This window comes from Streptomyces sp. NPDC053426 (assembly GCF_055585405.1).
The window spans coordinates 83,029-96,470 of the sequence record NZ_JBVJKE010000019.1; the positions used below are offsets into that span (position 1 = coordinate 83,029).

A 13,442-nucleotide genomic window follows, 5' to 3' on the forward strand; every position below is an offset into this window, starting at 1 on the left:
AGAGCTTTCAGTGCAACGGCTCGAAGTGACGCTCGAGCCCCCGCCACACGTCGTCGTAGCCCTGCTGGAGGTGTTCCGCCCGTGCCGCCTGGGGGGTCAGGGACACCGGCCAGCGGGTCTCGAACATGAAGGCCAGGCCGTCGTCGATCTTCTGCGGGCGCAGCTCCGCGGCGCTCGCCCTGTCGAACGTCTCCCGGTCCGGGCCGTGCGCCGACATCATGTTGTGCAGCGAGCCCCCGCCCGGCACGAAGCCCTCCGCCTTCGCGTCGTACGCGCCCTCGATCAGGCCCATGTACTCGCTCATCACGTTCCGGTGGAAGTACGGCGGCCGGAAGGTGTCCTCACCCACCAGCCAGCGGGGCGCGAAGACCACGAAGTCCACCCCGGCCAGCCCCGGGGTGTCGCTCGGGGACGTCAGCACCGTGAAGATCGACGGGTCCGGATGGTCGTACGAGATGGTGCCCATCACATTGAAACGGCGCAGATCGTAGGCGTAGGGCACATGGTTGCCGTGCCAGGCGACGACATCCAGCGGGGAGTGGTCGTACGTGGCCGACCACAGGTTGCCGCAGAACTTGTTCACCACCTCCACCGGCCCCTCGACGTCCTCGTACGCGGCGACGGGCGCCCGGAAGTCCCGGGCGTTGGCCAGCCCGTTGGCGCCGATCGGACCGAGGTCGGGGAGCCGGAACGCCGCCCCGTAGTTCTCGCACACATAACCGCGGGCAGAGTCCTCGAGGAGGTCCACACGGAACCGCACCCCACGAGGAATCAGCGCGATGTGTCCCGGCTCCACATGCAGCAGTCCGAACTCCGTGCGCAGCAGCAGCCCGCCGTGCTCGGGGACGATCAGCAGCTCACCGTCGGCGTCGCTGAAGACCCGGTCCATCGAGGCGGTGGCGTGGTACAGGTGCACGGCCATGCCGGTGCGCTGGGTGACGTCGCCGTTGCCGCCCAGGGTCCACAGTCCGGCCAGGAAGTCGGTGCCCCCGTCCGGCTCCGGCAGCGGGTTCCAGCGCAGCCGGTTGGGGTCGGGCACGGTCTGGGTGAAGGGCGCGGTGCGCAGCGCCCCGTTGCCCGTGCGGGTGAACGCCGGGTGGGCGGCCGACGGGCGGATCCGGTACAGCCAGGAGCGGCGGTTCTCCGCGCGGGGCTCGGTGAACGCCGTGCCGCTCAGCTGCTCCGCGTACAGCCCGAGCGGCGCGCGCTGCGGCGCGTTGCGGCCCTCGGGCAGGGCGCCCGGGACCGCCTCGGAGCTGTGCTCGTTGCCGAAACCGGAGAGGTGTTCCAGCCCCTCGGCGATCTTGCGCGCGTCCCCGCTCATGCCCGGTGCTCCCTTGCGATCGGATTCCTATGCGACACCATAGGATTGCGATTTCCGCGCCGCAAGGGGGAGACGCGATCTCCGTCCTCCCTCCGCCCTCCTCCTCTCGACGGAGGACGCGGAACCCGACTTCAGGTGGATCCGCGATGTCGTACCCGTGTTCTACGCTCCCGGGCATGTCGTGGACGCGGAGCCTGATCACCGCGCTCGCGGTCTGTGTCGCACTCCTGGCCGGATCCGCGGGCTGCGGTCCGAGTGATGCCCGGGGGCGGGACGGGAAGCCGTCCTCACCGGCCGGTGAACTCCTGGACGAGCGGGACGAGGAGGGCAGCCCCTACCGCGAGGTGGACGCCGAGGACGCGCCCGCCGTCGGCGTCGAGGTCACCCCCGACACCGACGGCGGCTGGGACGTACGGCTGACCGTGCGCAACTTCCGCTTCTCCCCGGACGGCGCCGGCGGGCGCGCGGTCGCCGGCCGTGGCCTGGCGCACCTGGAGCTGAACGGCCGCCGCGTCGCCCTGCTGCGCACCCCCGAGTACCACCTCCCCGGCGACTCCGTCCCGCGCGGCACGCACCACGTCACCGCCCGCCTGTACGCCGACGACGGCTCGGTGTGGGCCGTGGACGGCGAGCCCGTGGAGAGCACGGCCGACATCACCGTGTCGGACCAGGAACCGAGCCCCGACCCGAGCGCCGCGCCGATGGGCACGGAACCTCCGGAACCGGCGCGCGGAACGGACGGGCGGGGCCATGGCGGAGGGCGAGGTTCCGCGAGCGGGGACGAGCAGGCATGATGAGGCCCGTGCCCCACGCGACATCGCTCCGCCGAGCGCCGGTGCAGCGGCGCAGCGCCGAACGACTGGCCAGGATCCTCGACGCCTGCGCCGAACTCCTCGACGAGGCCGGCTACGACGACCTGAGCACCCGCGCGGTCGCGGAGCGCGCCGGCGTGCCCATCGGCTCCGTCTACCGCTTCTTCGGCAACAAGCGCCAGATGGCCGACGCGCTGGCCCAGCGCAACCTGGAACGCTTCACGGAACGGGTCACCGAACACCTCAGGGCCACCGGTGACCGGGGCTGGCGGCACGCCATGGACGTCGTGCTCGACGAGTACCTCGACATGAAGCGCACCGCCCCCGGCTTCTCCCTCGTCGACTTCGGCAACCAGATACCCGTCGGCGCCCGCCGCGCCGAACCCAACCACCGCGTCGCCGACCGCCTCACCGACCTGCTCTCCGGCTACCTCGGCCGCGTGGCCGACGACGACCTGCGCCGCGCCTTCCTCGTCGCCGTCGAGACCGCCGACGCCCTCGTCCACCTGGCGTTCCGGATGGCGCCCGAGGGGGACGAGAAGGTCATCGGCGAACTGCGCGAGATGCTGCGGGCGTATCTGGCCCGGACGCTGGACTGAGCGGTCCCCCTCTCCGGAGGAGCCCTCCGGGCAACCCCCTCCCCTCCATGCCTACCGGTCGGTATGCTCGGCCCGTCCGCGCGTCACCGCAGCCGCCGCACCCGGGAGGTCCCGTGTCCCGCACCGCCCTTCGTATCTGTCCCCTGTGCGAGGCCACCTGCGGCCTGACGCTCACCATCGACGACGGCCGGGTCACCGGCGCCCGCGGCGACCGCGACGACGTGTTCAGCAGGGGCTTCGTCTGCCCCAAGGGCGCCGCCTTCGGAGCCGTCGACTCCGACCCCGACCGGCTGCGCACCCCGCTCGTCCGCGTCGACGGCGAGCTGCGCGAGGCCACCTGGGCGGAGGCGTTCGACGCCGTGGCCGCCGGGATACGGCCCGTCGTCGAACGGCACGGACCGCACGCCGTCGGCATCGTCCTGGGCAACCCCAACGTCCACACCATGGCCGGCGCCCTCTACCCGCCCGTGCTCGTCGCCGGGCTCGGCACCCGGAGCCTGTTCACCGCCTCCACGGTCGACCAGATGCCCAAGCACGTCTCCAGCGGACTGCTCTTCGGCGACGCCAACCTCATCCCCGTGCCCGACCTCGACCGCACCGACCACCTGCTGCTGATCGGCGCCAACCCCCTGGAGTCCAACGGCAGTCTGTGCACCGCCCCCGACTTCCCCGGCCGGCTCAAGGCGCTCAGGGCCCGCGGCGGCACCCTCACCGTCATCGACCCGCGCCGCACCCGCACCGCCCGCCTCGCCGACCGGCACCTCGCCGTCCGCCCCGGCACCGACGCGCTGCTGCTCGCGGCGCTGGCGCACGTCCTGTTCGACGAGGGCCTGGCCGACCCGGGGGAGCGCGCGTCGCACCTCACGGGCCTGGACGACCTCGCCGCGGCACTGCGCGACTTCACCCCCGAAGCCGTGGCCCCCGCCTGCGACGTCGACGCCGCCACCCTCCGCACCCTCGCCCGGGAACTCGCCGCCGCCCCCACCGCCGCCGTCTACGGCCGCATCGGAAGCTGCACCGTCCCGCACGGCACCCTCGCCAGCTGGCTCGTCGACGTCCTCAACGTCCTCACCGGCAACCTCGACCGGCCCGGCGGCGCCCTCTTCCCGCAGGCCGCCACCGACCGGACCCCGCGCCCCGCGGGCCCCGGCCGCGGCTTCGCCCTCGGACGCTGGCACTCCCGGGTGAGCCGGCACCCCGAGGCCAAGGGCGAACTGCCGCTGTCCGCCCTCGCCGAGGAGATCGACACCCCCACCGACGAGGGCGAGCCGATCCGCGCCCTCGTCGCCGTCGCCGCCAACCCGGTGCTCTCCGCCCCGGACGGCGACCGGCTCGACAAGGCGCTCGGCTCACTCGACTTCATGGTCAGCGTCGACCCGTACCTCAACGAGACCTCACGCCACGCCGACGTCGTCCTGCCGCCGCCCCCGCCCGCGCAGAGCCCGCACCACGACTTCGCCTTCAACACCCTCGCCGTGCGCAACCAGGTCCGCTACACCCGCGCGGCCGTCCCCCTGGAGCCCGGCCGCATGGCCGAGACCGAGATCCTGGCCCGGCTGATCCTCGCCGCGACCGGCATGCACGGCGCCGACCCCGCCGCCGTCGACACCATGGTGATCGACCAGACCCTCTCCAAGGCCGTCCGGGAGCCGCACTCCCCGGTCCACGGCCGCGACCCGGAGGAACTCGCCGCCCTGCTCACCGGCGCCGACGGTCCCGAACGGCGCCTCGACACCATGCTGCGCCTCGGCCCGTACGGCGACGGCTTCGGCGCCGACCCCGACGGGCTCACCCTGGAGAAGCTGCTCGCCCGCCCGCACGGCATCGACCTCGGCCCCCTGCGCCCGCGACTGCCCCAGCCGCTGAAGACCCGCAGCGGCAAGGTGGAGCTGCTGCCGGAACCGATCGCCGCCGACCTCCCCCGGCTGCGCGCCGCCCTCGACGAACGCCCCGCCGGACTCGTCCTCGTCGGCCGCCGCCATCTGCGCTCCAACAACAGCTGGATGCACAACGTGCCCGCCCTCACCGGCGGCTCCAACCGCTGCACCCTGCACCTCCACCCCGAGGACGCCGAACGCCTCGGCGTACGGGACGGGGAACCGGTGCGGATCAAGGGCGCCGGGGGAGCGGTGACCGCGCCCGCCGAGGTCACCGACGCCGTACGCCCGGGTGTGGTGAGCCTGCCGCACGGCTGGGGACACGACCGGCCCGGCACCCGTACCCGGCACGCCGCCGCCGACCCCGGCGTCAACGTCAACCAGCTCCTCGACGGCAGCCTCCTCGACCCGCTGTCGGGCAACGCCGTCCTCAACGGCGTCCCCGTCGAGGTGGCCCCGCTGAGCGCCGCCGCGGGCGAAACGTTCGGCGCGCTGACCTGAGCAAAGCTGTGACCTGGGGTTTTGCGCTTATTGCTCGCACGTCAACGTCTTGTTAACGCGGCTTTACGGAACCTAACGTCGACGCACCGCCGGCCCTGGTGGGATGTTCAAGGGCGAACGTTAGGTATCCACTCATGCTGACCATCCTCGGCTTCGCCATGATCGCGACCTTCCTGGTCCTGATCATGCTGAAGAAGATGTCGCCGATCGCGGCGCTCGTGCTGATCCCCGCGCTGTTCTGCGTGTTCGTCGGCGAGGGCGCCCACCTCGGTGACTACGTCATCGACGGCGTGTCCAGCCTCGCGCCCACCGCGGCGATGCTCATGTTCGCGATCGTCTACTTCGGCGTGATGATCGACGTCGGGCTCTTCGACCCGATCGTCCGCGGCATCCTCCGGTTCTGCAAGGCGGACCCGATGCGGATCGTCGTCGGCACCGCGCTGCTCGCCGCGATCGTGTCGCTGGACGGCGACGGCTCCACCACCTTCATGATCACCGTCTCGGCGATGTATCCGCTGTACAAGCGCCTGAAGATGAGCCTGGTCGTGATGACCGGTGTCGCCGCCATGGCCAACGGCGTGATGAACACCCTCCCCTGGGGCGGCCCCACGGCCCGCGCGGCGACCGCGCTCAAGCTCGACGCCGCCGACATCTTCGTCCCGATGATCCCGGCCCTGCTGGTCGGCCTGCTGGGCGTCGTCGTCCTCGCGTACGTGCTCGGTCTGCGCGAGCGCAGGCGGCTGGGCGTGCTGACGCTGGACGAGGCGCTGGTGAAGGAGGAGGCCGAGGAGACGGAGACGGTCCTCGTCGGCGCGGGCGGCGGCACCGGCGCCGCTTCGGGGAAGCACGGCACCGCGACCGGTGGCACCGGCGCCGACGCGGAGGACGACGACGACTTCCAGGGCCTCGACCCGAACCGCCCCACCCTGCGCCCCAAGCTCTACTGGTTCAACGCGCTGCTCACGGTCGGCCTGCTCACCGCCATGATCATGGAGCTGCTGCCGATCCCGGTGCTGTTCCTGCTCGGCGCCGCCCTCGCGCTCTCCGTCAACTTCCCGCACATCCCCGACCAGAAGGCCCGCATCGCGGCCCACGCCGACAACGTCCTCAACGTCTCCGGCATGGTCTTCGCCGCCGCCGTCTTCACCGGCGTCCTCCAGGGCACCGGCATGGTCGACAGCATGGCCGAGTGGATGGTGGACGTCATCCCCGAGGGCATGGGCCCGCACATGGCCCTCGTCACCGGCCTGCTGAGCCTTCCGCTCACCTACTTCATGTCCAACGACGGCTTCTACTTCGGTGTCCTGCCCGTCCTCGCCGAAGCCGGCGCCGCGCACGGCGTCTCCCCGCTGGAGATGGCCCGCGCCTCCCTCGTCGGCCAGCCGCTGCACATGTCCAGCCCGCTCGTCCCCGCCGTGTACGTGCTGGTCGGCATGGCCAGGGTCGAGTTCGGCGACCACACCCGGTTCGTGGTGAAGTGGGCGGCCATGATCTGCCTGGTCATCCTCGCGGCCGGAATCCTGTTCGGCATCATCTGAGCCGGACACCCGGACCACTGTCAGGAAGGACCCGATCATGGCGCCCGGTGGGAACCGCGGCTGGCTGCTCCGCCTCGTCATCGCCTTCGGCTTCGCGCAGGGGGCGGTGTCGATGGCCCGGCCCGCCGTCTCCTACCGGGCGCTGGCACTGGGCGCGGACGAGCGGGCGGTCGGCGTGATCGCGGGCGTGTACGCGCTGCTGCCGCTGTTCGCCGCCGTACCGCTCGGCCGGCGCACCGACCACGGCCGCTGCGCGCCCCTGCTGCCGGTCGGCGTGGTGCTCATATCCGGCGGCTGCGCGCTGAGCGGCCTCGCCGGCTCGCTGTGGGAGATGGCCCTGTGGAGCGGGGTGATGGGCCTCGGCCACCTCTGCTTCGTCATCGGCGCGCAGTCCCTCGTCGCCCGCCGGTCCGCGCCGCACGAGCAGGACCGCAACTTCGGCCACTTCACCATCGGCGCCTCGCTCGGCCAGCTGGTCGGTCCCATCGCGGCGGGCGCGCTGATCGGTCCGGACATGGCCCGGACCAGCGCGCTCGCCCTGCTGGCGGCGGGCGCGGGCGGCGCCGTCGCGCTCACCTCGCTGTGGCGCATAGAGCGGCCCGGGGACCTGAAGACCCGTACGGGGCAGGGCGCCCGGGTGCCGGTACGGGGCATCCTGCGCGCCCGGGGCGTCCCCGCGGGCATCCTCATCAGCCTGGCCGTGCTGTCCGCGACCGACATCCTCACCGCCTACCTCCCGGTGGTCGGCGAGCACCGGGGCATCGACCCGGCCGTCATCGGCCTGCTGCTCAGCCTCCGCGCGGCGGCCACGATCGCCTGCCGGCTGGTCCTCACCCCGCTGCTGCGGCTGCTCGGCCGCACGGTGCTGCTGACGGTGACCTGTCTGCTGGCGGGGCTGCTGTGCGCGGGGGTGGCGCTGCCGATGCCGGTCTGGGCGCTGGCGCCGATCCTGGCGGTCCTCGGCTTCTGTCTGGGCGTCGGCCAGCCGCTCTCCATGACCACGGTCGTCCAGGCCGCCCCCGCCGAGGCCCGCTCCACGGCCCTCGCCCTGCGCCTGACCGGCAACCGCCTGGGCCAGGTCGCCGCGCCCGCGGCGGCGGGGCTGATCGCGGGGGTCGCGGGGGTGGCGGCGCCGTTCGTGATGCTGGGTGCGCTGCTGTTTCTGTCCTCGGGGGTCGCCTTGCGGACTCCGGACCGGCCGGGGGAGGGGGCGAGTGCTCGCAGGGAGCAGCGGGAGGGGGCGGGGGTGAGGGTGCGTCGGCGGGTGAAGTGAGCGGTGCGGGGGCGGGGGCGGGGGCTGGGGCTGGGCGGGGGTGGGACACGCGGCCCGGCGTTTGCGGGGTGCCGTCGCGCCCACCCGTGCCGCCCTGCGGCACGATTGCCCGCGGTTGACGGGGTGCTGTGTCCGCAGTGGCAGGACGGCGCGATCGCGCATGAAGCGCGGCATGCACCACGGGAGTCGGGCCGTGCCCATGAGGGTGACCGCATGCTTCTGACCGTTCTGGCCGGTGTCCTCGTCCTCGCCGTCGGGGGACGTGTCCGGGCGGCGCGGGGCGGTCCGCGCTGGGCGTGCGGAGTGGCGAAGGGGACCCCGCCGGCGGGCGAGCTGCTCCGGCCGGGCCGTTCGAACGGCCGCTCGGGAAGCGGCGACGACGGCGGCGACGACTGACGGGGAACACCGGTCCCCCGGTGAATCCGGCCGTCCGCTTTCTCACCTGGTGGACCGGAGCGCCCTGATCTCGCCCGGCGTCTTCCCCCGGCCGCTACTTTCCGTTAGCTTCCGTGACCCATACGCCCCGTGCGACCCGTGCGGGGTGTTCCGAACGCGGAGCACCAGCGCCCAGATCCGCCCCCGGGGGCACCCTCATGACACGCGCCATCTCCCTGCACGACGTGAGCAAGGCATACACGCGAGACATCCGCGTGGTGGACCGGCTGTCGCTGGACATCGCGCCCGGCGAATTCCTCGTCCTGCTCGGCCCCTCCGGCTGCGGCAAGTCCACCGTGCTCCGGATGATCGCCGGACTGGAGGACATCGACGAGGGGCGGCTGTTCCTCGACGGCGAGTACGGCAACGAACTGCCCCCCTCCGACCGGGACATGGCGATGGTGTTCCAGAACTTCGCCCTGTACCCGAGCATGACCAGCCGCGACAACATCGGCTTCCCGCTCCGCATCGAGTCCCCCGGCGCCGACCCGGCCCCGCGCGTGGACGCCACCGCCCGCATGCTCGGCATCGAGGACCTCCTCGACCGCTTCCCCGCCCAGCTCTCCGGCGGTGAACGCCAGCGCGTCGCCATGGGCCGGGCCATCGCCCGCCACCCCTCCGCCTTCCTGATGGACGAGCCGCTGTCCAACCTCGACGCCAAGCTCCGCAACCGGCTGCGCGCCGAGATCTCCCAGCTCACCCGGGAGCTGGGCGTCACCACCGTCTACGTCACCCACGACCAGTCCGAGGCCATGTCGCTCGGCGACCGCGTCGCCGTACTGCGCGGCGGCGTCCTCCAGCAGGTCGGCACCCCGCGCACCGTGTACTCCCTGCCGAGCAACGTCTTCGTCGCCGCGTTCATCGGCACCCCGCGCATCAATCTGCTGCGCGGCCTGGTGCGCGCACCGCTCGACGGGGCGATGACCATCAGCCTCGGCAAACAGTTCCTGCGGCTGCCCGAACCGCTGTCCCTGGACCACCAGTTGCTGCGGGTGCAGCAGGGCCGAGAGGTCATCGTGGGCCTGCGCTCGGAGGCCGTACGGATCGCCAAGCCGTCCGACGCGCGGACCGGCGAGGTGGCGCTCACCGGCCTGGTGGAGCACCTGGAGTTCCAGGGCCACGAGGTCCTCGTCCACTTCAACACCGGCTCCCGCCCCGCCGTCGTCCCCGACCTCGAGGCCCCGCGCCCGCGGCCCGAGCGCCCGGCACGGCGCCGCCGCCGCGAGGGCACGGTCCTGCACCGGCTGCGGGAGCGGGCCGGGGCGCTGCGCGCGGGCCCCGTGGCGACGCTCGACCGTTCCGAACAGCCGGCCCCGGCCTCCGCCGAGCCCCGCGTGCCCGGCGACCTCATCGTCCGCACCACCCCCGACATCCGCCTCCGGCACGGCATGCAGGTACCGCTCCTGGTCGACCTCGCCCACCTCTTCGTCTTCGACCAGCAGGGCGAGCGGATCTGCCCGAACCCGGCGCGGCTGCCCGACCTGGAGGAGTGACACGGTCGTACGGAGACCTCTGGCGCGAGAAAACTAACACCGCTAGTTTAGGACTTCGCACGAACTGAGCGGTCGGACACCGACACCCCGCCCCGGAGGAAGCGCGATGAAGGCATACGACGGCATGTACATCGACGGCGCCTGGCGCCCCGCCGCCGGCCCGGACGTGATCGAAGTGGTGAACCCGGCCGACGAACAGGTGATCGCCACCGTCCCCGCGGGCACCGTGGAGGACGTCGACGCCGCCGTGCGCGCCGCCCGCGCCGCCCTCCCCTCCTGGGCCGCCACCCCGCCCGCCGAGCGCGCCGCCCGGCTGGCCGCGCTGCGGGACGTGCTCGTGGCCCGGCAGGACGAGATCGCCGAGACGGTGACCGCCGAACTCGGCTCGCCCCCCAAGCTCTCGCAGGCGGTCCACGCGGGCGTGCCGATCGCCGTGACCGGCTCGTACGCCGAGCTGGCGGCGACGTACGCCTTCGAGGAGAAGACGGGCAACTCGACGGTCCTCCACGAGCCCGTCGGCGTGGTCGGCGCGATCACCCCCTGGAACTACCCGCTCCACCAGATCGTCGCCAAGACCGCCCCCGCCCTCGCGGCCGGCTGCACCGTCGTGGTCAAGCCCGCCGAGGACACCCCGCTGGTCGCGCGGCTGTTCGCTCAGGCCGTGCACGAGGCCGGGATCCCGGCGGGCGTGTTCAACCTCGTCACCGGCCTCGGGCCGGTGGCCGGGCAGGCCCTCGCCGAGCATCCCGGCGTCGATCTGCTCTCCTTCACCGGCTCCACCGCCGTCGGCCGCCGCATCGGCGCGATCGCGACCGGCATGGTGAAGAAGGTCGCCCTGGAACTCGGCGGCAAGTCCGCCAACGTCATCCTGCCCGGCGCCGACCTGGCCCGCGCGGTCAACGTCGGCGTCGCCAACGTCATGTCCAACTCCGGCCAGACCTGCAGCGCCTGGACCCGCATGCTGGTCCACCACGACAGCTACGACGAGGCCGTGGAACTCGCCGCGGCCGCCGCCGCGAAGTACGGCGACCGCATCGGCCCGCTCGTCAACGCCGCGCAACGTGAACGCGTACGCGGTTACATCGAGAAGGGCGTCGCCGAGGGCGCCCGGCTGGTCGCGGGCGGCCCCGACTCCCCGCACGAGAAGGGCTACCACGTCAGCCCCACGGTCTTCGCCGACGTCACCCCGGAGATGACCATCGCCCAGGAGGAGATCTTCGGCCCCGTCCTGTCGATCCTGCGCTACGCGGACGAGGAGGACGCCCTGCGCATCGCCAACGGAACCGTCTACGGGCTGGCCGGCGCCGTCTGGGCCGGCGACGAGGCGGAGGCGGTGGCCTTCGCCCGCCGCATGGAGACCGGCCAGGTCGACATCAACGGCGGCCGGTTCAACCCGCTGGCCCCCTTCGGCGGTTACAAGCAGTCCGGTGTGGGCCGCGAACTCGGCGCCCACGGCCTGACCGAGTACCTCCAGACCAAGTCCCTCCAGTTCTAGGGGAGTCGTATCCGCCATGGCCGTACGTGCCGCCGTTCTGCCCGCCGTCGGTGCTCCGCTGGAGATCACCGGGATCGACCTGCCCGGACCCGGCCCCGGCCGGGTCCGCGTCCGGCTCGCCGCCGCCGGGGTCTGTCACTCCGACCTGTCCCTGTCCGACGGCACCATGCGCCTGCCGGTCCCGGCCGTCCTCGGCCACGAGGGCGCCGGCACGGTCGTCGCCGTCGGCGAGGGCGTCATCCATGTCGCGCCCGGTGACGGCGTGGTCCTCAACTGGGCGCCCTCCTGCGGCACCTGCCCCGCTTGCGCGCGCGGCGAGGTCTGGCTGTGCGCGGGCGCCCTGGCCGGCGCCGCCGAGGTGCACGCCCGCCGCGCCGACGACGGCACCGACCTGTACCCGGGGCTGAACGTCGCCGCGTTCGCCGAGGAGACGGTGGTGTCCGCGTCCTGCGTGCTGCCCGCCCCGGGCGGCGTCCCGCTCACCGACGCCGCCCTGCTGGGCTGCGCGGTCCTCACCGGCTACGGCGCCGTCCACCACTCCGCGCGGGTGCGGCCGGGCGAGACGGTCGCCGTGTTCGGCGTCGGGGGAGTGGGCCTCGCCGCCCTCCAGTCGGCCCGGATCGCGGGCGCGTCCACGATCGTCGCGGTCGACGTCTCCCCGGAGAAGGAGGAACTCGCCCGGTCCGCGGGCGCCACCGACTACCTCGTCGCCTCCGACACCACCGCCCGGCGGATCCGCGCCCTCACCGGCAAGGAGGGCGTGGACGTGGCCGTCGAGTGCGTCGGCCGCGCGACCACCATCCGCACCGCCTGGGAATCCACCCGGCGCGGCGGACGCACCACGGTCGTCGGCATCGGCGGCAAGGACCAGCAGGTCACCTTCAACGCCCTGGAGATCTTCCACTGGGGCCGCACCCTCTCCGGCTGCGTCTACGGCAACTCCGACCCCGCCCGCGACCTCCCGGTCCTCGCCGAGCACATCCGGACCGGCCGCCTCGACCTCGGCACCCTGGTCACCGAACACATCGCCCTGGACGGCATCCCGGCCGCCTTCGACAACATGCTGGCCGGCAAGGGCGGACGGGCGCTGGTGGTGTTCTAGCGCGGCTCGCGGGCGGCCTCCTCCCGGGCGACCGGGACCGGGGCCGTCCGCGTCGCCGCCCTCGACCGGGACCGGGACACCGCCACACCCGCGAGGCACAGCGCGCCGCCCACCAGTGTGAGCGGGCCCGGTACCTCGCCGAGCGTCAGCCACGACATCAGCACGACCAGCGCGGGCACCGCGTACGTGGTCGCGCCCATCCGGCTCGCGCTCGTACGGGCCAGGGCGTAGGCCCAGGTGGTGAAGGCGAGGGCGGTCGGGAAGACGCCCAGGTAGACCATGTTGAGCGTGGCGGGGACCGGCGCGTCGGCGGCCTCCCGCACGAGCTGCCCGGCGAACGGCAGACAGGCCACCGCCCCCACCAGACACCCGTACGTCGTCACCTGCAGCGGGCTCGCCGCGCCCAGCGCCGGCTTCTGCGCGACCACTCCGGCCGCGTACGCCACGGCCGCCAGCAGGCACAGCACCACCCCGAGCACCGAGGACCCGCCCTCGCCGGACATCGACAGCCCCACGGTCACCGCGCCGGCGAACGACACGGCCATCCCCGCCAGCAGCCTCGGCGACACCGAGTCCCCGAGCAGCCGGGCGCCGAGCAGGGCGATGAGGATCGGTCCGATGTTCACCACCAGCGCGGCCGTACCGGCGTCGACCTGCTGCTCGCCCCAGTTGAGGGCCACCATGTAGAACCCGAACCAGAGCAGACCCGATATCAGGATCCCCCGCCAGGCCGGCCGGGGCGGGAGCCCCTCCCGTCGCAGCAGACAGAACACGCCCAGCGTCAGCGCCCCGGCCAGCAGCCGGCCGAGCGCGAGCGCTCCCGGCGAGTACGCGGCTCCCGCGCTGCGGATGGACACGAAGGCGGAGGCCCACAGCACGACGGTGACACCGGCGGCGCAGGCCGCGAGCATCCGGTCGGAACGCGGGGTGGAGACGTGCATCATGCTCCCGAGGCTAGGAAGAGGTCAGGGTGGGACGCTCGCGGATTCCGGA

General features: G+C 73.2%; 11 protein-coding genes. 9 read left to right on the plus strand and 2 right to left on the minus strand.

The window, feature by feature from the left end:
* Positions 1–7: 7 nt before the first annotated feature.
* Entirely contained in the window at positions 8–1,324 is a 1,317-nt protein-coding gene (gene hmgA / locus ACZ62B_RS31750; protein WP_344561503.1) for a homogentisate 1,2-dioxygenase, read from the minus strand.
* Positions 1,325–1,500: 176 nt separating this feature from the next.
* Between hmgA and ACZ62B_RS31755 the strand changes: the two genes are divergently transcribed.
* The 9 genes from ACZ62B_RS31755 to ACZ62B_RS31795 all read left to right on the plus strand — a co-directional run bounded on the left by ACZ62B_RS31755 (position 1,501) and on the right by ACZ62B_RS31795 (position 12,449).
* Complete coding sequence (locus ACZ62B_RS31755) at positions 1,501–2,118, plus strand: hypothetical protein (protein WP_469692998.1); 618 nt, start codon at positions 1,501–1,503, stop codon at positions 2,116–2,118.
* Positions 2,118–2,735 carry a TetR/AcrR family transcriptional regulator gene (locus ACZ62B_RS31760; RefSeq protein WP_344561631.1) on the plus strand — a complete coding sequence of 206 codons (618 nt, stop codon included), beginning with the start codon at positions 2,118–2,120 and terminating at the stop codon, positions 2,733–2,735. Before ACZ62B_RS31755 ends, ACZ62B_RS31760 begins: the two co-directional genes overlap by 1 nt.
* A 113-nt stretch (positions 2,736–2,848) precedes the next feature.
* Positions 2,849–5,113 carry a molybdopterin oxidoreductase family protein gene (locus ACZ62B_RS31765; protein ID WP_468723248.1) on the plus strand — a complete coding sequence of 755 codons (2,265 nt, stop codon included), beginning with the start codon at positions 2,849–2,851 and terminating at the stop codon, positions 5,111–5,113.
* 98 nt (positions 5,114–5,211) lie between these two features.
* A complete protein-coding gene (locus ACZ62B_RS31770) occupies positions 5,212–6,651 on the plus strand; it encodes a CitMHS family transporter (protein WP_468885094.1) in 1,440 nt (479 codons plus the stop codon).
* Between the two features lie 37 nt (positions 6,652–6,688).
* Positions 6,689–7,924 carry an MFS transporter gene (locus ACZ62B_RS31775; protein WP_469693001.1) on the plus strand — a complete coding sequence of 412 codons (1,236 nt, stop codon included), beginning with the start codon at positions 6,689–6,691 and terminating at the stop codon, positions 7,922–7,924.
* A gap of 213 nt (positions 7,925–8,137) precedes the next feature.
* Positions 8,138–8,320 carry a hypothetical protein gene (locus ACZ62B_RS31780; protein ID WP_344560457.1) on the plus strand — a complete coding sequence of 61 codons (183 nt, stop codon included), beginning with the start codon at positions 8,138–8,140 and terminating at the stop codon, positions 8,318–8,320.
* Between the two features lie 197 nt (positions 8,321–8,517).
* On the plus strand, positions 8,518–9,852 hold the full coding sequence (locus ACZ62B_RS31785) for an ABC transporter ATP-binding protein (RefSeq protein ID WP_344560458.1): 1,335 nt from the start codon (positions 8,518–8,520) through the stop codon (positions 9,850–9,852).
* 106 nt (positions 9,853–9,958) lie between these two features.
* Positions 9,959–11,347 carry an aldehyde dehydrogenase family protein gene (locus ACZ62B_RS31790; protein WP_468723255.1) on the plus strand — a complete coding sequence of 463 codons (1,389 nt, stop codon included), beginning with the start codon at positions 9,959–9,961 and terminating at the stop codon, positions 11,345–11,347.
* 16 nt (positions 11,348–11,363) lie between these two features.
* Positions 11,364–12,449 (plus strand): Zn-dependent alcohol dehydrogenase, encoded by a 1,086-nt coding sequence (locus tag ACZ62B_RS31795; protein WP_469693009.1) that lies wholly within the window; start codon positions 11,364–11,366, stop codon positions 12,447–12,449.
* Here the strand turns inward: ACZ62B_RS31795 and ACZ62B_RS31800 are convergent.
* Positions 12,446–13,393 (minus strand): DMT family transporter, encoded by a 948-nt coding sequence (locus tag ACZ62B_RS31800; RefSeq protein WP_382051549.1) that lies wholly within the window; start codon positions 13,391–13,393, stop codon positions 12,446–12,448. The genes ACZ62B_RS31795 and ACZ62B_RS31800 overlap by 4 nt on opposite strands.
* Positions 13,394–13,442: the final 49 nt, after the last annotated feature.